Genomic DNA, 24007 nt, shown 5'->3' on the forward strand with positions numbered 1-24007 from the left:
GAGATAAAGATGGATCAACCATTGTTATCAATTATAATTGCTATGCATAATAATGCATTAACGTTAAAAAAATGTATAGATTCTTTCTATAAATTTGTAGAAAACCAACCTGTCGAAATAATCTGTATCGATGACCATTCAACAGATAATAGTATTAAAATAGCAAACGAATATAGTAAGATAAGTGTTTTTAATCTTGAGGGACACGGACTCGGACCAAGTAGAAATTGTGGTATTGCTCATGCAACAGGTCAATATATATGGTTTATTGATGCAGATGATGAATTAAGCGGAGATGAAATACCATCTCTACTTGATAAGATAGCTGTTACTCAAACGGATCTGTATATATTTGGATTAATGAAGATTAATGGTAGTAAAAGAAGTGTCATTATTAATAGTGAAGATAAAATTTACCATAAAGAAGACAATGTGAAAAGTTTAGTGTCTATTTTTAAAGACAATACAATTAATAGTGCATGTAATAAACTTTATAAGAGAAGCATAATTACTGATTTTAATCTAAGATTTGATGATGTTTCATCTGTTGAAGATATATTGTTTAATTGCAAATATATTCCATGTGTTAAAACAATTGAAACCTTAAATAAGGCTTTATATTTGTATTACATATATAGTGATACTTCTACTAAATGGAAGTGGTATCCAGATAAAGAGATAGTAGTTCTTAAAATGTTAGCAGCATTAAATGATTTCTCAGAGAATACAAATTATATGAGCACTTCAGTTAAATCAAGGATTGCAACAGATTCAGCAATTGGTGTAGAAATAAATATTTTGAACAAAAAAAGAGACTTACGATTCTATAGAACTCATTTTAAATCGGAAACAATGAAGAAGATTTTAAGTTATTGTAAGCCATTAAAAAGTGGTAGTATTCATTATTTTGTTAAGTCTATCATAGCCAAATCATTGTACCTTTCTTACTTTTATATAAAAGGAGTTCATAATGTCTAAAATACATGAGATAGCATTTGTTATTCCCGGAGCTCTTCCTTTTCCACCAGTTAAGGGTGGGGCTGTAGAAAATTTGGTGGAATCACTAAGGAAATGCAATGAAGGATCATTAAATGTTAAGTTTACCTTTTTTTCGATATTTGATAAGGCGGCATATGAAGCTGCAAAACAAACAAAAAATTCTAATTATGTCTTTATTAAGATTCCCGCAATTATCAAAGCTACTGATAAATTAATTTATTTTTTTGTAAAGAAATTCTTTAAAAAGAAGAAAATTACCTCTTATAGATATATTTTACAAAGAATCTTTTTTATATATAAGGTTGCCCAGAATTTAAGAAGGGTTAATTACGATAGGGTTGTTCTAGAAAACCATGGGTCACTATTGTATTGTATGAGGCTTTTTCATAATAATGAAAAATATAAAGGACGGTATTATTATCATATTCATAACATAACCCCTAGTTTTTATGGATGCGAGAATATTTTAGTTAACTCAGCTGCAATAATTGGAGTTAGTTCGTATGTTCTGTCTACTTTACCAGATGATATTCAAAAACAGAGTCATATGGTGGTGCTTAAAAACAAAGTGGACGAAAAGAAGTTTCATATTACTCTTAATGATAAACAGCTTAGGACTTATAGGCAAAAATACGGCTTAGGTGACAAAAAAATTGTATTATTTAGTGGCAGATTATATAAAGATAAAGGTATCAAAGAATTGCTATTAGCATGGAAGAAAATTAATCCAAAGGATGCAATTCTACTTATTGTTGGTGGTGCCTACTATAAGAGTGATATTAAATCTGATTTTGAAATGGAACTATTTAATCTTGTTGAATCATTGAAAAACAGTGTGAAATTTACGGGATTTATTAATTATTCAGAGATGCCTGTTGTCTATACTTTAGCTGATTTAGTTGTACTTCCTTCTACAGGCCCAGATGCTGCACCTTTAACAGTAATTGAGACAATTACGGCAGGAAGACCTCTGATTACCACAAATTCTGGTGGTATCCCAGAATATGTAAAAAGGGAGAATATAGTAATCGACCATAAAAAGAGAGTTGTGGATAATTTAGTAAGGTGTATTTCTAGCTTTTTGAATGGTACATATACTATTAAATCGTATGAGAGTGGTTGGAAATTAGAAGATTTTTACAACGATTTTATTAATATCTTACATTTATCTTAAATACCCGAAAGCATTAAGGTAATTTTGTTTTTTGATTGAGATCTTTAGTAGAATATATTTTTGGTAGACGGTTAAGAGGTGAAACCAGTTTGAATAAGAAAAAAACGGTAGTAGTAAACATTTTCATGTTATATTTAATGAATTTTTCGCAATTATTGCTACCGCTTTTAACTTTACCTTATTTAACACGAGTATTATCAGTAGATGGTTATGGAGTTGTAAGCTATGTTAAGTCGATAATGGTTTATACTACGTTGATTATTGAGTTTGGATTCCTGTTATCTGGGACGAGGGATATTGTATTATCAAGAGGAAAAAAAGACACAATTAATAAAGTTTTAGGAACGGTAACCATTTCAAAATTATTTTTGAGCTTTATAGCTTTTGTTGTCCTACTTGTAATGATAGCGAGGATTCCTATTTTGAATAGGCATCCCCGTTTTGTGTTGTTGTCATTTTTAACACCTTTCCTTTCTATTTTTTTATACGATTATCTTTTTCGTGGCCTTGAGCAAATGCAAATAGTTACAATACGTTTTCTAATTATGAAGGGAATATCAACCTTACTAACCTTTGTTTTTATTAAAAACGAAAATGATTTAGATTTGATACCTATTCTTGATATTATTGGTACAATTTTTGCTGTTATTTGGGTTAATAAAGAAGTGAAAGACATGGGCTACAGAATAAAATTTGATGGTTTCTTAAATGTAGTAAAGGCTATAAAAAATTCTTTTGTCTACTTCTTGTCTGATGCGGCTAGCACAACTTTTGGAGCCCTCAATACCTTCTTTGTTGGTATTTATTTGTCGGCGTCCGATGTTGCTTATTGGGGAATTCTGATGTCAATAGTGGGTGCAATACAGTCCATGTATAATCCTATCTCTAACGGTATATATCCGCGTATGATTAAAGAGAAGAATATAAAACTATTCCTAAAAATTATCTGCTTTTTTGTACCTATTCTTCTTATAGGGTCTGCTATCCTTTTTGGGGAATCAAAGTTGATAATAGCCATCATAGCTGGAAATAAGTATACAGTGGTTGCAAAGTATCTTAGAGAAGCAGTTCCTTTAATAATCATTAGTTTCTTTAGTATTCTTTTTGGATGGCCCCTTTTAGGTGCAATTAATAAAGCAAAGGAAGTTACATCTACAACAGTCGCAACTGGCATATTACAAGTAGTAGGTATAGCTTTGTTGATATTTAGTCATAATTTCACTTTTAGCTACCTTTTGTTAGTAAGAACTTTGACTGAACTATTTATGACTATTTACAGAGTAGGTATAGCTTATAAGTATAGGAGATTATTTAACTGAGTTTAACCATTGACAATTAAAATTACCTTATAACTATTTAAAAAATGATGCGGTCTTCTCTATTAGCCTTAAACGTGCAAATAATATTTAGATATTTGCTATGGTGTATGGGGTGCTTTGGTCGTTATGCGCTCAGTTATCATATTTCACCAACTGAGACGGCAGAAGCCGCAATTGAAGCCTTTAAACGCGCCGCTAAGCAAGCTGGGACCTTCGCACCAATGATTCATACCGATCGTGGCGCTGCCTATACCTATAACTATTTAACCAGCAATAATAGTAAGCACAGTCTCTCTGCGCCTGGCACTCCGGCTGATAACGCAGTAATTGAGCACTATTGGGGCGATTTTAAGTACATATGGATGGCGCATCATTCACATCTGCAAACTTTGGCAGAACTGAAAGATTTGGTTAAGCAGGGTGTTGAATACTTCAACACAGTCGAGATTTCCAGCAAACGAAACAACCTCACCGCGGAGGACTTCCGCAATGAGGCCGTATAGACTAATTTTTTATTTTTTTAAGTGTTACCTTGACAGGGTATAGTACCCGGTTTACCGTGACAACAAATATACCGATAAGTTGGCTGATAACTATGACTTCATGCCAAAGGTCGTCGCGCTTGATGATGCTCAACGAATTATTGACATCGTTAACGAAACGGCGCAAAAATACGGTCAATACTATCAGCAACACGATGCCTGGAACCACGAGGCAGACAATCTGACGCATCGGCCGGGAACCCCTTGGAGCATCGCACATGCAAAAGGGCAAAACACCTTGTTGAGCGATGATGATATTTTGAAGTATCACGCGCTGGAACGACTGTAATTTAAACATTTCTAAAGCCCGCGCCTGATGCGAGCTTTTTTCTTTTAGGATCGTTATAATGAAAGAAGTTAAATTACGAAAAAATGAGGAGTACGGCTTATGAAAATTTTGATTGTTGATGACGATAAAGACATCGTTCAATTATTAGAAATCTATGTCCGCAATGAAGGCTATGAGCCAATCACGGCCTACAACGGCAAAGAAGCCCTGACCAAGTTAAACACCAATCCGGACATTGGCTTGGTAATCCTAGACATCATGATGCCAGAAATGGACGGGATGGAAGTTATCAAGCAGGTGCGCAAGGATTCATCCATTCCAATTTTGGTGGTTTCGGCCAAGACAACGGACATGGACAAGATTCAAGGCTTGATTACGGGGGCTGACGATTATGTCACCAAGCCGTTCAATCCGCTGGAGGTCATGGCCCGTGTCAAATCCCTGCTGCGGCGGAGTAAAGGCGATCTGACCAATGATGAGCCAGATGTCTTGAACGTTGGCCCGTTGGTGATCAACAAAGATTCGCACGAGGTCAAGACGCTCAAGGGTGATACGATTCAGCTGACGGCGCTGGAATTTGGGATTTTGTACCTGCTGGCTAGCCATCCCAACCGTGTTTTCAGTGCGGATGATATTTTTGAACGGGTTTGGCAGCAGGAATCCGTGGTTTCGGCTAAGACGGTCATGGTTCACGTCAGCCACCTGCGCGATAAGATCGAAGCCGCTACCGGTGGCGAAAAGGTCATCGAAACGGTATGGGGCGTTGGCTACAAGGTTGAAAGCCACTAGTTTTGATTTGATAGATGAGGTCCGGCGCTCAGATGAATGGGCATTGGGCCTTTTATCATGTTTGATCGGCAGGCTCGCGGCATTTCCGTGGGCGGTTAGGGGGGTAAAGTTTGAAATTAACTACGCGTGAAAAGAGCTCGCTGTTTTTCGAGGGCGTCTCAACGGTGATCTTGCTGGCCATGATCAATCTGGCCATCGTCGTGATTCTGCAATGGATCGTGCGGCATAATCCTGGCGTCAACAGCGGGATTTTCATCATTAAGCAGTCCTTGGCGTTTGGCCCGATGGAGATTCGCATTTGGAGCTACCAGCGTATCGTGACCGGCATCATGCTGGTGATCGATGTCTGGGTCCTCTGGTGGCGATTGATGCGGCGCTACCGGCAATACCAGCAGGATCACATTATCAGAGAACTGCATTACATCGCGCAGGGACATTTGGATCACCGCATTCCATTTAAGCTCAACGGTTCATTGCAAGACGTCATCACCAGTGTCAATACGCTGGTCGATAGCGTCGTTCAGTCAATGGATGATGAGCGGCAGGTGGAAAAGTCTAAAGATGAACTGATCACCAACGTCAGCCATGACCTGCGCACGCCGCTGACCAGCATTATCGGCTATCTGGGGTTAATCGAAAACAAACAGTATCATAACGAGCAGGACATCTTGCAATATACCCACATTGCCTATGAAAAAGCCGTGCAGATGAAAGGCATGGTCGATGATCTGTTTGAATTTACCAAGGTGCAGCAGCATGGCGCCCCGCTTAACTTAATGAAGGTTGATCTGGATCCGCTGTTGGAACAGGTCAGCGCCAGTTTTGAGCTAGAAGCCGAGAAAAAAGGAATTGAGATTTCCACGCATGTTGATTCCAAACCGCTGATGATTGAAGCCGATCCGGAAAAACTGGGCCGGGTTTTCAGCAATCTGGTGTCAAATGCCTTGAAGTATGGTCATGGAGCAACCTGGATCAAGCTTTCGGCCTCGCGCTACCAGGAAATGATTATCGTCAAAGTCGCCAATAATGGGGAACCGATTCCGCAAAAGTCGCTCAAGCACGTCTTTGACCGTTTCTATCGCGTTGAGTCATCGCGTTCCAAGGAGACTGGCGGGACTGGGCTGGGTCTGGCAATCGTCAAGGGCGTCGTGGATCGGCATCATGGTCAGGTCTCGGTAGCTTCTGATGAAAAGGAAACTGCCTTTACCGTGGTGCTGCCAGCCAGTCAAACCGCGCCATCTGAAGCAGCAGTCAATGGAGACGCAGCCAAAGCACAGCCAGCTGAGTAATTATATCTATCAAAGCGTAGCAGTTGAATCGTTGAGTTGACGTTCGGGCAATGATTTAGGCAGTCGGAAAATCAGTTTTGCTTAACGCTCAGCAAAAACCGAACTAAATCGGGCTATTCTGGTATTCTTTAAAATTTAAATATGTTAGACTGGAATTGCATCGTGTTCAAAGGAATACGAGATAAAAGATGAAAAACATTTAAATGCTGGGGGATATACTTTTTGGCTAAAGCACAGCAAATCAATCCAGAAGGTGCCAGATGGCTGCAGGTCTTGGGCGTTTCGATGCCGCTTTGCCTGAGTTACGTGCCAATTGGCGTTGCCTGTGGGATTTTGTTACACGCCGCGGGGATGAACTTCCTGCTGACGTTTCTTGTTTCGGTGATGGTTTTCTCCGGCGGGGCTCAATTCATCTTGGCTTCGCTGTTGATGCTTGATGCACCCATCTCCTCAATTTTTATGACGCTGTTTTTCTTGGAACTGCGCTATGCATTGCTGGGATCCAGTCTTTCCAAGTATATGCAAAATGAGTCGCAGCGCTTCGTTTGGCTGTTTTCCGTTTCAATGAACGACGAAAACTATGCCGTCAACTATCTGAAATTTGCGACCGACAAAAACTGGACGCCTAAAGATGCCTTGTTGGTAGAGCACTATTCGCTTTTATCATGGGCGGGGGGCAATATGGTCGGCGGCCTGATCGGCAGTGCCGTGCACATCGATCTGGAAATCGTTGACTTTGCCTTGACGGCGCTGTTCTTGTACATGATCGTGATGCAGGTGCGCAATCACTTGTCACTGTTGATCAGTCTGGTTTCAGCGGTGCTGGCAGTCATCTTCTTGAGTCTGACCAAGAGTACGCTGGGAATCATCATTGCTACTTTGATTGCCTCGTTTATCGGTTTTATGATCGAAAATACGGTTCGCCAACGTTCTGATCATCCCGACAATGCCTGGATCATGCGCAAACTTTTCCGACCGGCTTTATCGCGTGATACGATCAGCGACCGGCAGGAAAAGGATCGGGAAGCTGAGGTTGAGGCCGAGCTGAAAGCCGAGTTGAAAGAAAAACTGCAAAATGATGCCAAAACCGATGAAGCAGCCAGTGATTCGGCAGCGGTCAAGCAGGAGAGCAAGAAATCGAGTGGAGATAAATAGACATGAGTGATTTATTAACTGGTATGCCGGTGCTGTCGTTGGTGCCCAGTCATCACAACCTGACCTATCATTTGATCGTCATCGTGATCGCGGCCATTGCGGCATTCATCCCGCGCTACTTTCCAATGCGTTTCTTTACCAACCGGAAGATTCCGCTGTGGTTTAACGAATGGATGAAGTACGTGCCGGTCAGTCTGTTTACGGCATTGGTCGTTAAGTCGATTTTTATGAGCAAGACCTACGCCTTTGTGCCATTTAGTCATGTCAGTCAAATTCTGGCAGCTGTTATCGTAATGATCGTTGCCTATTTTACGCGTTCCATGGCCGTTTCGGTAATCGGCGGGCTGGCCGCGGTATGGCTGATTTCTTTGGTAATTTAAAACAATTGCAAATAATTGAAGCGTCATTTTCAAAAACATGATGGCTGGGTTCTGAGCCTGGCATGATCATCATGGGCTGCCTTGCGTCGGAATTGTCCGCGCTGGCTGAAAATGGCGCTTTTTAAATTTCATTGCGGTTTGATCATTGAGTCGTTGTGGTGCATCATAATGGTTTTGCCAAATTGACGTGTTCGAATTTCAGTTTTGGGCAAAGCGAGTGCTATGAGCAATGCATCGGTGACTGCTCGGCTGCGGGTAAGATCTCATTGGTGATTGCCTGCTATTTGGACTGCCGATAGTATTCCATTGGTGGCTGTCAGAATGTCCGCACCAGTTAATTTGCCATCTTTTAGTCAATTCGGTCAATTTAATCCGTCACTGGTTAGCCAAATAGTTGCGTGATTGCCTGGTTCGATTTGAAAATGGCGCTTTTTGAGAAATGGCAAGGAAACACATTCTTTTAAGGACGTGATGAATTGCCTATTTTTTTCGCCCTTTAGGGCATATGGAGACATATAAATGTGTTATAATGGTTGATATGAAAGATACTAATCGACTTACATATGGGCGAACTTCCGTCTATAATTTAAACTATCATATTATTTGGGGCACAAAGTACCGCAACAAGGTCTTAAAAGGCCATGTCGAGGCAGTCTTTAAACAGCTTGTTTACGATATTGCTAAGGAATACGGCTTTGAAATTGCTCATATGGAAATTGACAAAGATGATCACGTTCACTTACTGGTTAGTGCCCCTCCAAAACTTTCCGTTACAAACATTATTCGTTGGCTTAAAGGAATCACGGCCTATCAGTTGTTTCGGCAGTGTCCTGAACTACAAACCAGTTACTGGAAACAAAAAGGGCGACACCTATGGTCGCCAAGTTACTACGTAGAAAGTATTGGTGCAGTTAATGAGCAAGCGGTAGCTAGGTATATTGACGATCAAAGAAAGAAGGAACAATAGTTATGTCAGTGGCCGTCCAACTACCAGTTAAAACTGAATATATCCGGGTTCGCCGTTATCGACTGGCAGCGACGGAGAAATTAGCACAGAAGTTTGAGCAAAATATTGCAGTGGAAAATGACTTGCATCAATATGCTGTTAAATACTTAGAAAAAACCTATGGTTATAAGCATCTAGAACGTCTATACCCTAGTACACGTACAGATAAAATGTACGTAATTAAGGACGAAATCGAAAAACGTTATCTTGCTGAACGTTATCCAAAGCTTAAACGTTGGGATCTTGAAAAGATCGGCTTGCATTCGCAAGCAGCTCATCAATTCTTAATGGGATTAATGACCAATTTTGGTGAGTACCGGAAGGTGCTGAAAAAGGCTGCCAAGATGACGGATCAAGAAAAAGAGGATTACCGTAACAATATTCACGGTAATAATCCACAACATCGTTCTTGGTACCGTAAAGGTTCATTGGCATACTTGCGTAATGGCAAGAGCCATTCGACCATTTCACTACCAAGCAACGGTCAAATTGAAGTACTTTCGGCTCATCATATTAAGATTCAAGATTATGGTGACTTACAGACAATCGACAACATTAAGCATCTTAAACACCAAAACATTGTTACGTCTAAAATTAAGCGTAAAGGCGATGGCACGTTTGAACTGCAGTTGGTGCTTAAAGATCAACATCGGCGACGTAAACCAACCAAGAAAATTGGGGCCGACTGGAACATGAAGGACAACAAGATTTTCCATACTTCCGAGAACCAACGAATCTATTTGGATTCTAAGATCTCAATTAAGGCTGATAAGTACGAATGCATTATCAATGACCTTAAAAGCCAACGAAGCCATTTAGAGAAATTTCTTAACCCTAATTGTCAACGACTAGTTAAGCTTACTGAACTGATTCGTTACTGTAATGTTCGACGCACGAATATTTTAACGGAAGCTTATCGACACATGGCAAAAAAACTGTTTGAAGGCCACAATCTGATTGCTATTGAACAGCTTGATGCTAAAGAAATGCGCCGTGAGTCAACTGCCTTTAATAAAGTTGGTAATCACGCTAAAAATCGTAAATTGGCTAAAATTAAACCTTATGAATTTTCACAGCTGTTAACCCAGGTTGCCGATCGTGAAGGCAAGACCTTGATTAAGGTAGACAGTTACAAGACTAGTCAGGTTGAGTATGGCACCGACTATCAAGAAAAACACGATCCATCGGATCGAGAATGGATTTCTAAGTACACGGGCAAGAAAATCAATCGTGATTTAAACGCTAGTCGAAATATTTTGGCGTGGGCAATTAATCCTAAAAAACACATCAAGTATCGCGAACGGCAAGCTGCTATTCGCAAAGCTAAGAAAGCAGGTGTCGAAGAAGCCGAACTGCCAAAAGGAATCAAGCCGAATTGGTTAATCGAAGTTAACTCAAAAAAGAATCGCAAGCACTAAAAAGCTGGCTAGAATCGAACTCTAACCAGTTAGTAAATATAATATTTAGAATGGAATTAATTTCCTGGGCGGGACAGAACCTTGCCGTCCTTAAAGACTATATAAGAGCAGTGGTTGGCGTATCTCTCTGAGCCCTTGGGCAAAACGTTGAGCGAAATCACTGTGGAGTTCTTTAAACGGAACCCCAGAGGTGCAAGCCTCTGGCATGGTCTAAACGTCTTCGGAGTGTGGCTCACAACTGCACATCACATGGTACTCTGCTGCCGTGTAGATCCGAAGCCCGGCCATTTATGGGCGGGTAGTTCACCACTTTGAGTTAGGCTGGATGGGGCGAATCAGCTTATAATTGGACCAAGAACCGATAAAATGAGGGGAGCAATTTAATGAAAAAGGCATATTTGATTCATGGGACCTCTACTCGTGATGATGACTGGTTCCCATGGCTGGAAAAAGCGGCCCGGCCGGCAATTGAGCTGGATCGTCTCTGGCTGCCGGATCCATTTGCCCCGCAACAGGCAGCATGGGATCAGGCAGTTGATGATCAAATCAAGGCCGAAGATGGGATTACGCTGGTAGCGCATAGTCTGGGCTGCATAACGGCAGTGCGATGGCTGGCTCGTCATGACGTTAAGAACGTGGGCCTGCTTTTGGTGGGGGCGTTTGATCAGCCGCTGCCAAACTATGCCGGACTGGATGAATTTATGCAGGGCAGTGTTGACTATCGCCAGGTACGGCCAAAGATCAGCCGCGCGACCATGATCGTAGCGCAAAATGATCCGATCGCGCCTTACCAATTCGGGGTTGCCATGGCTAATCGTCTGGGGGCCAAGCTGATCGTGCGTCCTGATGGCGGGCATTTCCTAACCAGTGATGGCTTTACGGAATTTCCGTTGGCATTGACGGAACTGAAGCGCGTTACCAGCGTTGACTGACTGGGTGACGCTTGCCAGATTCAATTCGACCAGTATTATTTCGTAACTGGCGGTGCTGACTGACTGGTTCCTGCACTGGCATTCTTATAAGATTCATTGCAAGCCCCAGACTGCCTTAATCTTCAAAAACAAAAATCCGCCACGCTGCTGACGTGACGGATCTTTTTATCCAATTTTGGCGATTCATCCCCTGCTGCCATAAGCGCAGGTAGTTCAGTTAGTGCTTGTTGCTCATGTAGTCGCGCGTCATTGGCAGGTTTTTGCCGGATGCGCCTTTAGTAATCAGAAACTGCATGACGTCAATGTTGCCGGATTCAAACGAGGCCGCGCATGCCTGCAGATACAGATCCCACATGCGCGTGAACCGCTCACCCATCATGTCTTGAATGTGAGCGCGGTGGGCGTTGAAGTTCATGTCCCAGATCTCCAGGGTACGCTGATAGTGACGCCGCAGCATTTCGATATCAGCAATCTGCAGGTTGTTTTCAACGATATGGCCAACCATTTCCTGCAGTCCAGGGACATAGCCGCCAGGGAAGATGTACTTGTTGATCCAGCCGTTGTAGGCCCCGCCTTGCTGTCGCGTGATGCCATGAATCAGTGCCACGCCGTCATTGGTCAGGTAGCGGGCAACGTCTTTAAAGTACAGGCCTAGATTTTCCTTGCCGACGTGTTCAAACATCCCCACAGAAACGATGTAGTCCCATTGCCGATCGCCTAGTTCACGATAGTCCATCAACAAGACCTCGGCCACGTCCTGCAGGTGCTCTTTTTCAATCGTGTTCTGCACTAGCCGATACTGTTCCTTGCTCAGCGTGACGCCGGTAACTTTCAGCCCGTATTCGCGAGCAGCCGTCAGCATCAAGGTACCCCAGCCGCAGCCAATATCAAGCAGCGTCTTACCTGGTTGCGGATGGAGCTTGTTGATGATGTGGTGCACCTTGGCCATTTGAGCAGCTGTCAGGTCATCGTGGTTGCCATTGGTAAAGTAGGCACATGAATAGGTCAGCGTGTCATCCAGCCACAGCTTATAAAAATCGTTGCCGACGTCATAGTGGCTTTGGACGTCACTGGCGCTTTCCTTTTCACCGTGACTCTGTTTGGGCATCATATGGCGGAACTTGCTGCTGCGCATAAAGCTGTCTTTGCTTTCGTAGGCCGATTCAATGACTTTTTGAATGCTGCCGTCAATTTCGATTTTCTTATCCATGAAGGCCTCGCCTAAAGCGATTGAAGCGTTTTTGGTCAGGTCGCGCACTGGGATCTTCTCGTTGAACCGGATCGTTGCTTGCGGCTCGCCATTGCCGTAAACGACTGAGGAACCATCCCAGAATACGATTTTGACGGGGATGGTAAATGAGCGACTCAGCAAGACTTTATAAAATGTCTTTTCCAACATGTGCTTTTCCTTCTTTCCAATCCGTATGCAGGTTATTATACACCAGGCAGTAAAATTAGGCGGAATTTGCATCATTGCATGCTATACTTAGGCTAAATTGTCTAAAAATAGGAGGGATTGGATGGTCAATGCATGGCATCGATTCATCGATAACGTACCATTAAGGCGATTTGCAGTGTTGGCGCTGTTGATCTGGGTGCTCTATTTGGTACGAGGAATGCTGAGCGCAATTCTGCTGACGTTTATCTTTACATACATCGTAGTGCATTGGGTTCGCTTCGTTCAGCGCTGGATTCCCAGACTACCCTCGCTGCTGGTGGTCCTGGCAACTTATGTCGTTTTGATTGCGGCTGTCTACTTTGCGGTAACCAAATACTTGCCGCTGCTGATCACGCAGATTGTAAAGATGGTCAATTCGGTCTTAAAATTCTATCAATCGCAGGATGGTTCTTGGCTGATCAAACAGCTCAATCACTACATTAGTGCCAAAACCGTCACAGCCCAGGTCAAGCATGGCATCAACCTGGCTTTTTCGACTTTAACCAGCCTGACGAAGATGGCAGTGACGTTCTTTATGTCATTTATTCTGAGTTTCTTTTATACGATTGAGCTCAAGCAGATGTATTCATTTAGCCGTTTGTTTTTAACCAGTGAATTGTTCAGCTGGCTGTTTGAGGATATCTACTATTTTGGCAAGAAGTTTGTTAATACGTTTGGGGTGGTCTTAGAGGCACAGTTCTTCATTGCGCTTTGCAACACGGCGCTGACGACGATCTGTTTGATGTTTATGCATATGCCGCAGATTCTGGCGCTGGCTTTGATGGTCTTTATTTTCAGTCTGGTGCCGGTTGCTGGGGTGATCATCTCACTGATTCCGTTGAGCATGGTTGGCTATTCAGTTGGTGGCATTCGCGATGTAATCTACATCATCATTATGATTATTGCAATTCATGCACTGGAATCGTACGTCTTGAATCCCAAGTTTATGTCCAGCCGTACGGAACTGCCAATCTTTTATACGTTCGTAGTGCTGATGGTCAGTGAAAAACTGTTTGGTACCTGGGGCTTAATCGTCGGCGTGCCGATTTTTACTTTCCTGCTTGATATTATGGGAGTAAAGTCGATTGGCGATAAAAAACAAAATGAATAGTTTTAACGACCAGCATTGATGGAAATCGGTGCTGGTCTTTATTTATCAACAGGGCATCCGGCGTGGGCGATTTGAAATTTAAGAAGGGCGGCGTTGGGCAATGCGAGATAGTTGTGGATTGTCATTCTCATTCAAAAGCAATCGTTTTAAATTGTTGATTAATACAAAATTAAAAACGAATTAAAAAACGTGTTGACTTTCTAGTGATCAACTCGTAGACTAAGACACATCAAATATTTACTACGGCAAAAGAAAGGAGCCATGGATCATGAAAAAGCAATTATTCGAACAACTTAACAACATGGCTCTTCAATTGAACGCCCTACTGCTACTGCAGGTCAAGGACCCGGTTGCGTGATTAAGCATTTTTGCTGATCAGCGATTGAGCCCTTCTTTCTGTTGGCATGAGGGCCGATCGATACCGGTTGAGAAAAGCCCTCATTCCATTGCGGATGAGGGCTTTTTTCTTTGATCAAATGCAGTCAGCAAAATATTTGATTGATTGAATGATGAGAAAAATTAAACAAGGGGAGTCAGGCTTATGAAGATTAAAAATAAGAAAACGGGGATTGCCATAATGATGGCAGCCATGACCATGATGGCAGCAGGATGTTCCGCAACTGGTTCGCAAAAAGGCAACTCAGCTTCAGGCAATACGATTAAGGTTGGGGTCAACATGGAACTGTCTGGCGCGGCCGCTGGTTATGGTCAACAAGAAGAAAACGGGATCAAGCTTGCCGTTCACGACATCAACAAAAAAGGCGGTATTAAGGTTAACGGCAAGAAGATGAAGATCAAGATCATCACGCGCGACAACAAGACCTCAACTTCAACGGCGGCTTCGGTTGCTTCACAATTAACCACCAAGGACAAGGTTGTTGCTACGGTCGGCCCCGCAACGACCAATGCGGCTACGGCAGCTATTCCAAATCAAACTAAGGCACAGGTACCACTGGTTTCACCAACTGCGGCTGATCCAGACTTTACCAAGACTAAGAATGGCGGCGTCCAAAAGTATGTTTTCCGGGCTCAAGCTCAAAATAACTACCAAGGTCAGGTGGCAGCCAACTTTGCCAATGACCATTTGAAAGCTAAGCGCGTTGCCATCCTGGCTGACAACTCCAGTGATTACGGGACGGGACTTGCCAAAGCCTTTAAGAAGAACTTCAAGGGTACGATTGTTTCTACTCAGTATTTCCAAGAAGGCGACAAGGACTTTAGCTCTTTGATCACGGCTATCAAGAACAAGAAGATTGATGCCATCTATGTTCCGGGCTACTACTCTGAAGTCGGCGTAATTATCAAGCAAGCACGTGAAGCAGGAATCACGGCCCCAATCGTTGGTTCTGGTGGTATGGCAGATCCAAAGCTTGCTAAGATTGCTGGTGCTTCCAACACAACCAACGTCTTCTACACGACGCCATTCTCCACGATTACGGCTAAGAACAATGCTGAAGCTCGTAAGTTTATGAAAGAATACAAGGCTAAGTACGGTCAGACGGCACCAACCTACTCTGCATTGGGCTACGACGCGACGATGATGGTTGCCAATGCCATCAAGAAGGCCGACTCAACCAATTCCAACAAGATTACGGAAGCCTTGGCTAAGACCAAGAACATGAAGGGAGTTACTGGTACGATTTCAGTTAACAAGCACCATGATCCACAAATGAAGATGTCGGTTGAACAAATGACCAATGGTAAGGTTGTCGCCGGCTACACTGTTAAGTAATTAAAGAAAGGGGGCACCAACCGTGCAAATCTTTATGCAGCAACTGATCAACGGTCTCTCGCTCGGCAGCATCTACGCGCTGTTGGCTTTGGGATATACGATGATCTATGGGATTATCAAGATTATTCACTTCGCGCATGGTGACGTCTATATGCTGGGGGCGTTCTTCGGCTACTATACGATCAACGTTTGGCATTTCAACTTTATCATGGCGCTGTTCGGCTCAATGATCTTCTGCGCTCTGGTGGGCATGCTGATCGAGTTTGTCGCATATCGGCCGCTGCGTCATTCATCACGGATTGCCGTTTTGATTACGGCGATTGGGGTGTCTTACTTTTTGGAAAACGGCATGTCGGTCCTGTTCTCTGGCGACACCCGTGACTTTCCCCAGGTGATCAAACAGGTTAACTATGAATGGTTCGGCATTCGGATAACCAATATCCAGTTGTTGATCTTTGCAACCACGATTATTTTGATGATTATTTTGCAGCTGATCGTTAAGAAAACCAAGATGGGACGGGCAATGCGGGCAGCCGCGGCTGATCCCGTGGCCGCTGAACTGATGGGGATCAATATCAACGGTACGATTTCATTTGTCTTTGCAATTGGCTCGGCTATGGCTGGTGCGGCCGGTGTTTTGATTGGTCTGTACTACAACTCGATTGAACCAACGATGGGGCTGACGCCAGGGATCAAAGCCTTTGTCGCCGCTGTCGTTGGCGGTGTCGGCTCCATTCCAGGGGCAGCAGTCGGGGCCGTGATTATTGGCTGTCTGGAATCACTGATGCAGGCGATTGGCTTCTCAGCTTTCAAGGACGCAGCCGTCTATGTTGTTTTAATTATCGTATTGCTGTTCTTGCCAGCAGGTCTGTTTGGCAACAAGCAGCCAGAAAAGGTTTAGGGAGGCGCGAAGATGAAAACACGTTGGCAGACCATTGCCATCTGGTTCGTCTGCATGGCAGCCGGATATGGCATTATCTATGCTGGTGAAATGACTGGCGTGGTTGATACGTTTATCGAGAACATGCTGGTCATGATGGGCATCAACATCATCCTGGCCGTCAGTCTGAACCTGATCGTGGGCTTTTCTGGTCAGTTTTCGCTGGGTCATGCCGGCTTTATGGCAATTGGCGCCTATGCAACGGGAATTATGACGCAAACTGAATCAACATTTGCAGGACTGATCTTTTCCATGATTACTGGCATTGTGATTACGATTGTGATTGCTCTGATCGTTGGGGTTCCAACCTTGCGGCTTAAAGGCGACTATTTAGCGATTGCGACGATGGGGGCGGCCGAAATTATCCGGCTGACCGCCAATAACTTAAAGATTACCAATGGACCGGCTGGGCTCTACAACATTCCCCAGCTTGCCGCTTGGCCGCTCGTTTACATTATGATGTGTCTGACGATTATTATCGTTGCCAATTTTGTTCACAGTAAGACGGGCCGGGCGATTCGCGCGGTTCGCAATGACGAGCTGGCGGCCACGGCCATGGGCATCAACGCAACTAAGTACAAATTAATGGCCTTTGTAATGGGCGCGTCACTGGCAGCTGTAGGCGGTTCGCTCTATGCTTCCTACTTGCAGAGTATTGCCCCAAGCAACTTTAACATCATGGAGTCGGTTTCGATTCTGATTATCGTGGTTTTAGGCGGCATTGGCAGCATTACTGGATCCGTAATTGCTGCCGTCGTCTTAGGCGCAATCGACACGATTCTGCAAAACTTCGGCTCGCTGCGGATGGTTATCTACGCGGTCATGCTGATTGTCATTATGATTGCTAAGCCAAGTGGTTTGATGGGCCGGCGCGAGTTTTCAATTGGCAAATGGCTGGCAAAACGTACGGCCAAAAAGCAGGCGGCCGCTGAATCATAGAAAGGAGCAACTATGGCAGAGAAATTATTAACCGTTCGCAACGTTACGCGACAGTTTGGTGGACTGACAGCGGTCAATGACGTTTCGATGACGATCTATGATAATGAGTTGGTCGCTTTAATCGGTCCCAATGGTGCTGGTAAGACAACCTTGTTCAACATGTTGAGCGGCCTTTTGCCAGCCACCAGCGGTACGATTGCCATCCGTCATGATGGTCGCTTCTATAAGGTCAGCGGCAAGGGTGCTACCAGTGTTGCGCAGCATGGTATCTCACGGACGTTTCAAAACATTCGACTGTTTGGCGACATGACGGTGCGGGAAAACATCATGGCGGCGCTGAACAATCAATTTAAGGAAAGCTTTTGGGGTACGATTATTCGAACGCCACACTATTACCGCACTGAACGCGAGATGAATGACGCAGCCCAGAAGCTGATTGACCGCTATCATTTGACGGCGGTTGCTGACAGTCCAGCCAACAAGCTGCCATATGGGATGCAGCGACGCGTTGAAATCGTGCGGGCCTTGGCAACCAAGCCGAAGATTATCTTTTTGGATGAGCCGGCCGCGGGGATGAACCCCGAAGAAACGGCGGAGCTGACAACGATGATTCGGCAGCTGCGTGATGAGAACAATCTGGCCGTTCTTTTAATCGAACATGATATGTCACTGGTGATGAACTTGGCCGAGCGCATCTACGTTCTGGATCAAGGCGAGGTTTTGGCCAGTGGCACGCCAAAAGAAGTCAGCCAGAATCCAGCCGTCGTTAAGGCATATTTAGGAGGTGATGTCAATGCTGCAGGTTAAGGATTTGAGCATCAGCTATGGCGCGATTCAAGCCGTGCGTCACGTTGATTTTGAGGTCAAGGAAGGCGAAATCGTAACGCTGATCGGTGCTAATGGCGCGGGTAAGTCAACGATTCTTAAGGCACTTTCCGGTGTCATCAAGCCAAATTCAGGTACGATTGAATATGAGAACCAATCGCTGACCGGTCAAAAGGCGCCGCAGATTGTGGCAGCTGGCATCTCACAGGTTCCTGAAGGGCGTCATGTTTTTCCGGCCATGACGGTGATGGAAAACCTGCAGCTGGGTGCTTATCTGCAAAAGGATCGTGCTCAGATTGAAGCCCGCCTGCAGAATATCTATGAAATGTTTCCTATTCTAAAGGAACGCCAGCATCAAGACGCGGCAACGCTTTCCGGTGGCGAGCAGCAGATGTTGGTAATGGCACGGGCAATGATGGCTGGGCCAAAACTATTGCTGCTGGATGAACCATCGATGGGGCTGGCGCCAATCTATATCCAAAAAGTTTTCGAAATCATTCAAAAAATCAATGCACAGGGCACTACGATTCTGTTAATTGAGCAAAATGCTCACCAAGCGCTTGCGATTGCCGATCGGGGGTACGTGATTGCTTCAGGTGAGATTCAGTTGAGTGGCACCGGCAAAGAACTGTTGAATGATCCACAGGTTAAGCGGGCTTACCTTGGCGAATCGGCTTAAAAGCGCTTTAATTATGTTATATAATAGTAGAAAAGTTCCATTCATTCAGGATGGAGCTTTTTTATTAAGTTTGACAATTTACGGTTTACAAATCATAATAAAGTCGTTATTGTTATGAATGTACTTAATTTGAAGTTTGTTTAGCTAATAATACGCTAAAATGTTCGCTTTTCACGAAATGGAGGAACCGCATCAATGACTGATCTAGAAATTGCCAACGCTGCCGAAATGGAACCTATTACCAAGATTGCTGAAAAACTGGGCTTAAGTGCCGATGAGATCGAACCATATGGCAAGTACAAGGCCAAAATCGATCTGCCGGTCAAAGAAGCCCCTGACAAAAAGCACAAGCTGATTCTGGTGACCTCAATCAACCCCACCCCGGCTGGTGAGGGTAAGTCAACGGTGTTGGTCGGCTTGGGGGATGCCCTGAACCTGCTGGGCCACCAAACCGTGATTGCGATGCGGGAACCATCCATGGGCCCAGTCTTTGGGATCAAGGGTGGCGCAACTGGCGGTGGCTACAGCCAAGTCGTGCCAATGGAAGATATCAACCTGCACTTTACGGGTGACCTGCATGCCTTGACCAGTGCCAACAACACGCTGGCAGCTTTGATCGATAACTACATCATGCGGGACAACGAACTGAACCTGGACCCACGCCGCATTATCTGGAAGCGGGTGGCTGACGTTAACGACCGGGTGCTGCGCCACGTGGTAACCGGTCTGGGCGGCGTAATGCAGGGGGTACCGCGTGAAACCGGCTTTGACATTACGGCGGCTTCTGAATTGATGGCAATCCTTTGTCTTTCTAAGGATCTGGCCGACTTGAAGCAGCGGATTTCCAAGATTGTGGTTGGCTACACCTACGACCAAAAGCCAGTTACGGTTGGCGAGCTTGGCTTTAGCGATGCCATTACGATTCTGCTTAAGGATGCCTTAAAGCCAAACCTGGTTCAGACGCTGGCTCACACGCCGGCCATCGTTCATGGGGGCCCATTTGCCAACATTGCTCACGGCTGCAACTCGGTTCTGGCTACCAAGACGGCTTTGCAGCTGGCAGACTACACGGTAACTGAAGCCGGCTTCGGTGCTGATCTGGGGGCCGAGAAGTTCTTGGACATCAAGCGGCCGGTATTGGGCAAGACGCCAGACGCGCTGGTAATCGTGGCTACGGTACGGGCACTGGAATACAATGGTGGCGCGGCACTTGCCGATCTCAAGGAAGAACAGCTGCCGGCACTGAAGAAGGGGCTGGCCAACCTGAACCGCCACATCAAGAACATGCAGCGCTATGGTCTGCCGGTTGTCGTGGCCATCAACCACTTTACCTTTGACACGGAAGCCGAGATCAAGACCATTGAAGACAACTGCCACGAATTAGGCGTCAACGTGGTTCTGGCTGATGCCTGGGCTAAAGGCGGCGAAGGTACGGTTGATCTGGCTAAGGAAGTCGTTAAGCTGGCCGATCAGCCGAGTGAATTCCATGAGCTCTACAGTGTTGAGGGCGACTCAATTGAAGACAAGGTCAACACGATTGCCAAGACCATCTATGGGGCCAAGGACGTTGAATTCTCCAAGAAGGCTCAAAAACAGCTCAAGAAGTTCCATGAAATGGGCTGGGAAAACATGCCGGTCTGCATTGCCAAGACGCAGTACTCATTTACCGACGATCAAACGGAACTGGGAGCCCCAACCGACTTCACGTTCCACATTCGCGAATTCGTTCCTAAGCTGGGCGCGGGCTTTGTCGTAGCACTGTCCGGCAGCGTGATGACGATGCCTGGTCTGGGTAAGAAGCCGGCTGCCGTTAACATGCACATTGACGGTGAAGGCAACATTACCGGTTTGTTCTAAGATTACTAAAGAAAAGGGCGCGGCGGGCGCTCTTTTTTGCGTTGGAATCATTACGATAAAGACGAACATTATAATTCTCTTATTTCTTCTAGTTCGTGAAAAATCTTGTTTTTGCCGAAAACTTTTGCTATGCTAGAGACAGTTTTTAGGAGGTGCCATTGTGAGCAGTGAAATCAGCGTGGTCATGGGCAGTAAGTCCGATTGGCCAACAGTTAAGCAAGCATGTGATATTTTGGATCAGTTTGGCGTCAAGTACGATAAGCAGGTTATCTCAGCGCACCGGATGCCAAATGAAATGTTCGATTTTGCCCAGCACGCGGCAGAAAATGGCGTTAAGGTCATTATTGCCTGTGCCGGCGGGGCCGCTCATCTGCCAGGGATGATCGCGGCCAACACGCCATTGCCGGTGATTGGGATTCCAGGGCAGACCAAGGCGTTGGGCGGCATGGACTCGCTGCTTTCCATCGTTCAGATGCCAGCGGGGATTCCGGTCGCTACGACGGCGATCGGCAATGCCGGGGCCAAGAACGCTGCTTTATTGGCCATTCAGATTTTAGGCATCAATGACCAAACGCTGCAGGACAAGATCGTGGCTTTCCGTAAAGAAATGCATGACAAGGCGGTGGCCAGCAATGCCGAACTTGACTAAGCATCAAGAAGCCTACATTGAACAAGGCAAAACCATTGGCATTATCGGCGGTGGTCAGCTGGGGCAGATGATGGCTTTTTCTGCCAAAGCAGCCGGAATGAAGGTTATCATTTTGGACCCCACGCCACAGTGTCCAGCCGCTCAGGCAGCCGATGATCAGATCGTAGCGCCCTATGCCGACGTGGCGGCGATCAAGGAACTGGCGCGGCGGGCTGACGTTTTGACCTATGAGTTTGAAAACGTTGATCTGCAGGCCTTAAAAGACGTTGCCGATCAGGTCGCCATTCCTCAAGGGACCAATCTTTTGTACACGACCAAGAATCGGATTCGCGAAAAAACGTTTTTGCGCGACGCGGGCTTGCAGACGGCGCCATTTGCGGCAGTTAAAAATCGGGCTGATCTGAATGCCGCGGTTGAAAAGCTGGGCTATCCCTGTGTCTTAAAGACTTGCGAAGGCGGCTATGATGGTCATGGCCAAATGGTATTAAAGAGTGCGCAAGACTTGGATGATCCGATTACTGAAGAAGTACTGCAGTATGGTGACGACATTCTGGAAGGCTGGGTACCATTTAAGATGGAATGCTCAGTTATGGTAGCGCGCAATACCGATGGCGATATTACCGTCTTTCCAGTCAGTGAAAACATTCATGCTCATGAAATTCTGCATTTGAGCATTGTGCCCGCCCGGATGCCGGTTGAATGGCAGCAGCGCGCTCAGCAGATGGCCGAAAAGATTGCCGAAGCGATTGATCTTAAAGGCATCTTGGGCGTCGAGATGTTTGTCGGCGCTGATGGTCAGCTCTACGTTAACGAACTGGCACCCCGGCCGCACAACTCTGGCCACTACACGATCGAGGCCTGCAACTTCTCGCAGTTCGCGGTTCACAATCGGGCAATCTGCAACTGGCCGCTGCCTAAGATCAAATTGATGAGTCCAGTCGTGATGGTCAATGTCTTGGGACAGCACGTGGCCGGCACGCGGCGCTTGATTCATGAATATCCGCAATGGCATTTTCACGATTATGGCAAGGCTGAGAGCCGCCACAACCGCAAGATGGGGCATGTTACCATTTTGACCGATGATATAGAAGCAACGTTAAAGCAAATTAAAGATTCCCATGTTTGGGACGATGAATAGGAGAAAAGATTAATGATTGATCGTTATACCCGTCCAGAAATGAAGAAGCTGTGGAGCGATGAAACCCGCTACCAATGTTGGCTGGCCGTAGAAATCGCGGCTGATGAAGCCTGGAGCAAGCTGGGCAAGATTCCGGCCGAAGACGTTGAAAAGATTAAGCAGAATGCCAAGTTCACCGTTGAAGGCATCCAAGAAATCGAAGCCGTTACGCACCATGACGTGATTGCCTTTACGCGTGACGTTTCCAAGTCGCTGGGTCCCGAACGCAAATGGGTGCACTATGGCCTGACCAGTACTGATGTCGTTGATACGGCGCAAGGCTACCAGCTTAAGCAGGTTAACGAGATTCTGCGTCAAGACATCAAGGACTTCATGGAAATCCTGAAAAAGATGGCCAATGAATACAAGTACACGGTCTGCATGGGTCGGACGCACGGGATTCACGCTGAGCCAACGACTTTTGGCCTCAAGGTTGCCCGCTGGTACTCTGAAATGAAGCGCAACTACGAACGCTTCGAACATGCGGCGGCTGGCGTTGAAGCTGGCAAGATCTCTGGTGCCGTGGGAACGTTTGCTGAAGTTGATCCGCGGGTTGAACAATACGTCTGCGAAAAGCTCGGTCTGCGGGCCCAAGAAGTTTCCAGCCAGGTATTGCCACGGGATCTGCATGCTGAATACATCGCCGCTTTGGCTTTGATCGGAACCAGCCTGGAAGAAATGGCGACTGAGATTCGTTCCTTGCAGCGGACGGAAATTCATGAAGTTGAAGAACACTTTGCCAAGGGTCAAAAGGGTTCTTCAGCAATGCCGCACAAGCGCAATCCAATCGGCTCCGAAAACATCTGCGGCTGTGCGCGGGTATTGCGCGGCCATGTCGTTGCGGCCTATGAAAACGTGGCCCTGTGGCATGAACGCGACATTTCTCATTCCAGTGCTGAACGGATGATTCTGCCAGACACGACGGCACTTCTGGACTACATGCTGCACCGGTTTGGCCGGATTCTGGCAAACCTGGACGTTTTCCCTGAAACCATGAAGAAGAACATGGACAAGACGCTGGGCCTGATCTACTCTGGCCGAGTGCTGCTCAAGCTGGTCAAGTCCGGTATGACGCGGGAAAATGCCTACGATCTGATTCAGCCATACACGGCTAAATGCTGGGCCGAACAAGTACCATTCCGGCCACTGCTGGAAGCTGACCCAACCATTCAAAAGCAGCTGACCAAAGAAGATCTGGATGATGCCTTTGACTACCACTGGCACCTGCGTCATGTTGACGACATCTTCAAGCGGGTTGGCTTGGACGATTAATTATCATTAAACCAAAGCATCGATTGAAATGATCGGTGCTTTTTTGTTTGACTTGGAATCGATTAAAACACGAACTATAAAATTAAAAACCAGCTT

23 protein-coding genes are annotated in these 24007 nt (G+C 45.5%); 22 read left to right on the plus strand and 1 reads right to left on the minus strand.

The genetic code is table 11. The features are described from left to right. The first annotated feature begins 9 nt into the window (after nucleotides 1-9). The 12 genes from H0G69_RS00445 (at nucleotide 10) to H0G69_RS00500 (ending at nucleotide 11292) form a co-directional block, all read left to right on the plus strand. Nucleotides 10-978 carry a glycosyltransferase family 2 protein gene (locus tag H0G69_RS00445; protein WP_180304919.1) on the plus strand — a complete coding sequence of 323 codons (969 nt, stop codon included), beginning with the start codon at nucleotides 10-12 and terminating at the stop codon, nucleotides 976-978. Then, complete coding sequence (locus H0G69_RS00450; protein ID WP_180304920.1) at nucleotides 971-2173, plus strand: glycosyltransferase family 4 protein; 1203 nt, start codon at nucleotides 971-973, stop codon at nucleotides 2171-2173. Before H0G69_RS00445 ends, H0G69_RS00450 begins: the two co-directional genes overlap by 8 nt. An 89-nt stretch (nucleotides 2174-2262) precedes the next feature. Then, on the plus strand, nucleotides 2263-3492 hold the full coding sequence (locus tag H0G69_RS00455; protein WP_180304921.1) for an oligosaccharide flippase family protein: 1230 nt from the start codon (nucleotides 2263-2265) through the stop codon (nucleotides 3490-3492). Nucleotides 3493-3539: 47 nt separating this feature from the next. Further along, nucleotides 3540-3995 (plus strand): DDE-type integrase/transposase/recombinase, encoded by a 456-nt coding sequence (locus H0G69_RS00460; protein WP_338124771.1) that lies wholly within the window; start codon nucleotides 3540-3542, stop codon nucleotides 3993-3995. A gap of 79 nt (nucleotides 3996-4074) precedes the next feature. Next, complete coding sequence (locus H0G69_RS00465; protein ID WP_180304922.1) at nucleotides 4075-4323, plus strand: hypothetical protein; 249 nt, start codon at nucleotides 4075-4077, stop codon at nucleotides 4321-4323. Between the two features lie 99 nt (nucleotides 4324-4422). Beyond that, nucleotides 4423-5112, plus strand: a complete 690-nt coding sequence (gene croR, locus H0G69_RS00470; RefSeq protein WP_180304923.1) for a response regulator transcription factor CroR — start codon at nucleotides 4423-4425, stop codon at nucleotides 5110-5112. 110 nt (nucleotides 5113-5222) lie between these two features. Beyond that, nucleotides 5223-6401: a sensor histidine kinase gene (locus H0G69_RS00475; protein ID WP_180304924.1), complete on the plus strand. Its 1179-nt coding sequence runs from the start codon at nucleotides 5223-5225 to the stop codon at nucleotides 6399-6401. A gap of 222 nt (nucleotides 6402-6623) precedes the next feature. Next, on the plus strand, nucleotides 6624-7556 hold the full coding sequence (locus tag H0G69_RS00480) for an AzlC family ABC transporter permease (RefSeq protein ID WP_180304925.1): 933 nt from the start codon (nucleotides 6624-6626) through the stop codon (nucleotides 7554-7556). A gap of 2 nt (nucleotides 7557-7558) precedes the next feature. Beyond that, nucleotides 7559-7936: an AzlD domain-containing protein gene (locus H0G69_RS00485; protein WP_180304926.1), complete on the plus strand. Its 378-nt coding sequence runs from the start codon at nucleotides 7559-7561 to the stop codon at nucleotides 7934-7936. Nucleotides 7937-8474: 538 nt separating this feature from the next. Then, nucleotides 8475-8903: an IS200/IS605 family transposase gene (tnpA, locus tag H0G69_RS00490; protein ID WP_180304927.1), complete on the plus strand. Its 429-nt coding sequence runs from the start codon at nucleotides 8475-8477 to the stop codon at nucleotides 8901-8903. A gap of 2 nt (nucleotides 8904-8905) precedes the next feature. Then, nucleotides 8906-10360 (plus strand): zinc ribbon domain-containing protein, encoded by a 1455-nt coding sequence (locus tag H0G69_RS00495; protein ID WP_240164355.1) that lies wholly within the window; start codon nucleotides 8906-8908, stop codon nucleotides 10358-10360. Between the two features lie 383 nt (nucleotides 10361-10743). Further along, nucleotides 10744-11292 carry an RBBP9/YdeN family alpha/beta hydrolase gene (locus tag H0G69_RS00500; RefSeq protein WP_180304928.1) on the plus strand — a complete coding sequence of 183 codons (549 nt, stop codon included), beginning with the start codon at nucleotides 10744-10746 and terminating at the stop codon, nucleotides 11290-11292. Nucleotides 11293-11509: 217 nt separating this feature from the next. Here the strand turns inward: H0G69_RS00500 and H0G69_RS00505 are convergent, their stop codons facing one another. Next, entirely contained in the window at nucleotides 11510-12691 is a 1182-nt protein-coding gene (locus H0G69_RS00505) for an SAM-dependent methyltransferase (RefSeq protein ID WP_006499331.1), read from the minus strand. A gap of 121 nt (nucleotides 12692-12812) precedes the next feature. Here H0G69_RS00505 and H0G69_RS00510 point away from each other — a divergent pair, with 121 nt between their 5' ends. The 10 genes from H0G69_RS00510 (at nucleotide 12813) to purB (ending at nucleotide 23911) form a co-directional block, all read left to right on the plus strand. Next, entirely contained in the window at nucleotides 12813-13841 is a 1029-nt protein-coding gene (locus H0G69_RS00510; RefSeq protein ID WP_056968637.1) for an AI-2E family transporter, read from the plus strand. Nucleotides 13842-14382: 541 nt separating this feature from the next. Continuing rightward, nucleotides 14383-15573, plus strand: a complete 1191-nt coding sequence (locus tag H0G69_RS00515; RefSeq protein ID WP_180304929.1) for an ABC transporter substrate-binding protein — start codon at nucleotides 14383-14385, stop codon at nucleotides 15571-15573. A 22-nt stretch (nucleotides 15574-15595) separates the two neighbouring features. Beyond that, entirely contained in the window at nucleotides 15596-16474 is an 879-nt protein-coding gene (locus tag H0G69_RS00520; RefSeq protein ID WP_180304930.1) for a branched-chain amino acid ABC transporter permease, read from the plus strand. Between the two features lie 12 nt (nucleotides 16475-16486). Beyond that, on the plus strand, nucleotides 16487-17452 hold the full coding sequence (locus H0G69_RS00525) for a branched-chain amino acid ABC transporter permease (protein ID WP_180304931.1): 966 nt from the start codon (nucleotides 16487-16489) through the stop codon (nucleotides 17450-17452). Between the two features lie 12 nt (nucleotides 17453-17464). Further along, on the plus strand, nucleotides 17465-18259 hold the full coding sequence (locus H0G69_RS00530; RefSeq protein ID WP_180304932.1) for an ABC transporter ATP-binding protein: 795 nt from the start codon (nucleotides 17465-17467) through the stop codon (nucleotides 18257-18259). Further along, the gene (locus H0G69_RS00535; protein WP_180304933.1) at nucleotides 18246-18956 is read left to right on the plus strand and encodes an ABC transporter ATP-binding protein; all 711 of its coding nucleotides are present in this window, start codon (nucleotides 18246-18248) and stop codon (nucleotides 18954-18956) included. The genes H0G69_RS00530 and H0G69_RS00535 overlap by 14 nt, the downstream gene beginning before the upstream one ends. A 195-nt stretch (nucleotides 18957-19151) precedes the next feature. Then, complete coding sequence (locus tag H0G69_RS00540; RefSeq protein WP_180304934.1) at nucleotides 19152-20813, plus strand: formate--tetrahydrofolate ligase; 1662 nt, start codon at nucleotides 19152-19154, stop codon at nucleotides 20811-20813. 184 nt (nucleotides 20814-20997) lie between these two features. After that, nucleotides 20998-21462 (plus strand): 5-(carboxyamino)imidazole ribonucleotide mutase, encoded by a 465-nt coding sequence (gene purE, locus H0G69_RS00545; RefSeq protein WP_033934896.1) that lies wholly within the window; start codon nucleotides 20998-21000, stop codon nucleotides 21460-21462. Further along, a complete protein-coding gene (gene purK / locus H0G69_RS00550) occupies nucleotides 21446-22600 on the plus strand; it encodes a 5-(carboxyamino)imidazole ribonucleotide synthase (RefSeq protein WP_034539038.1) in 1155 nt (384 codons plus the stop codon). Before purE ends, purK begins: the two co-directional genes overlap by 17 nt. A gap of 12 nt (nucleotides 22601-22612) precedes the next feature. Continuing rightward, nucleotides 22613-23911 carry an adenylosuccinate lyase gene (purB, locus tag H0G69_RS00555; protein WP_180304935.1) on the plus strand — a complete coding sequence of 433 codons (1299 nt, stop codon included), beginning with the start codon at nucleotides 22613-22615 and terminating at the stop codon, nucleotides 23909-23911. Nucleotides 23912-24007 lie beyond the last annotated feature (96 nt).

This window comes from Limosilactobacillus mucosae (genome assembly GCF_013423865.1).
GTDB classification, from domain to species: Bacteria; Bacillota; Bacilli; order Lactobacillales; family Lactobacillaceae; genus Limosilactobacillus; species Limosilactobacillus mucosae.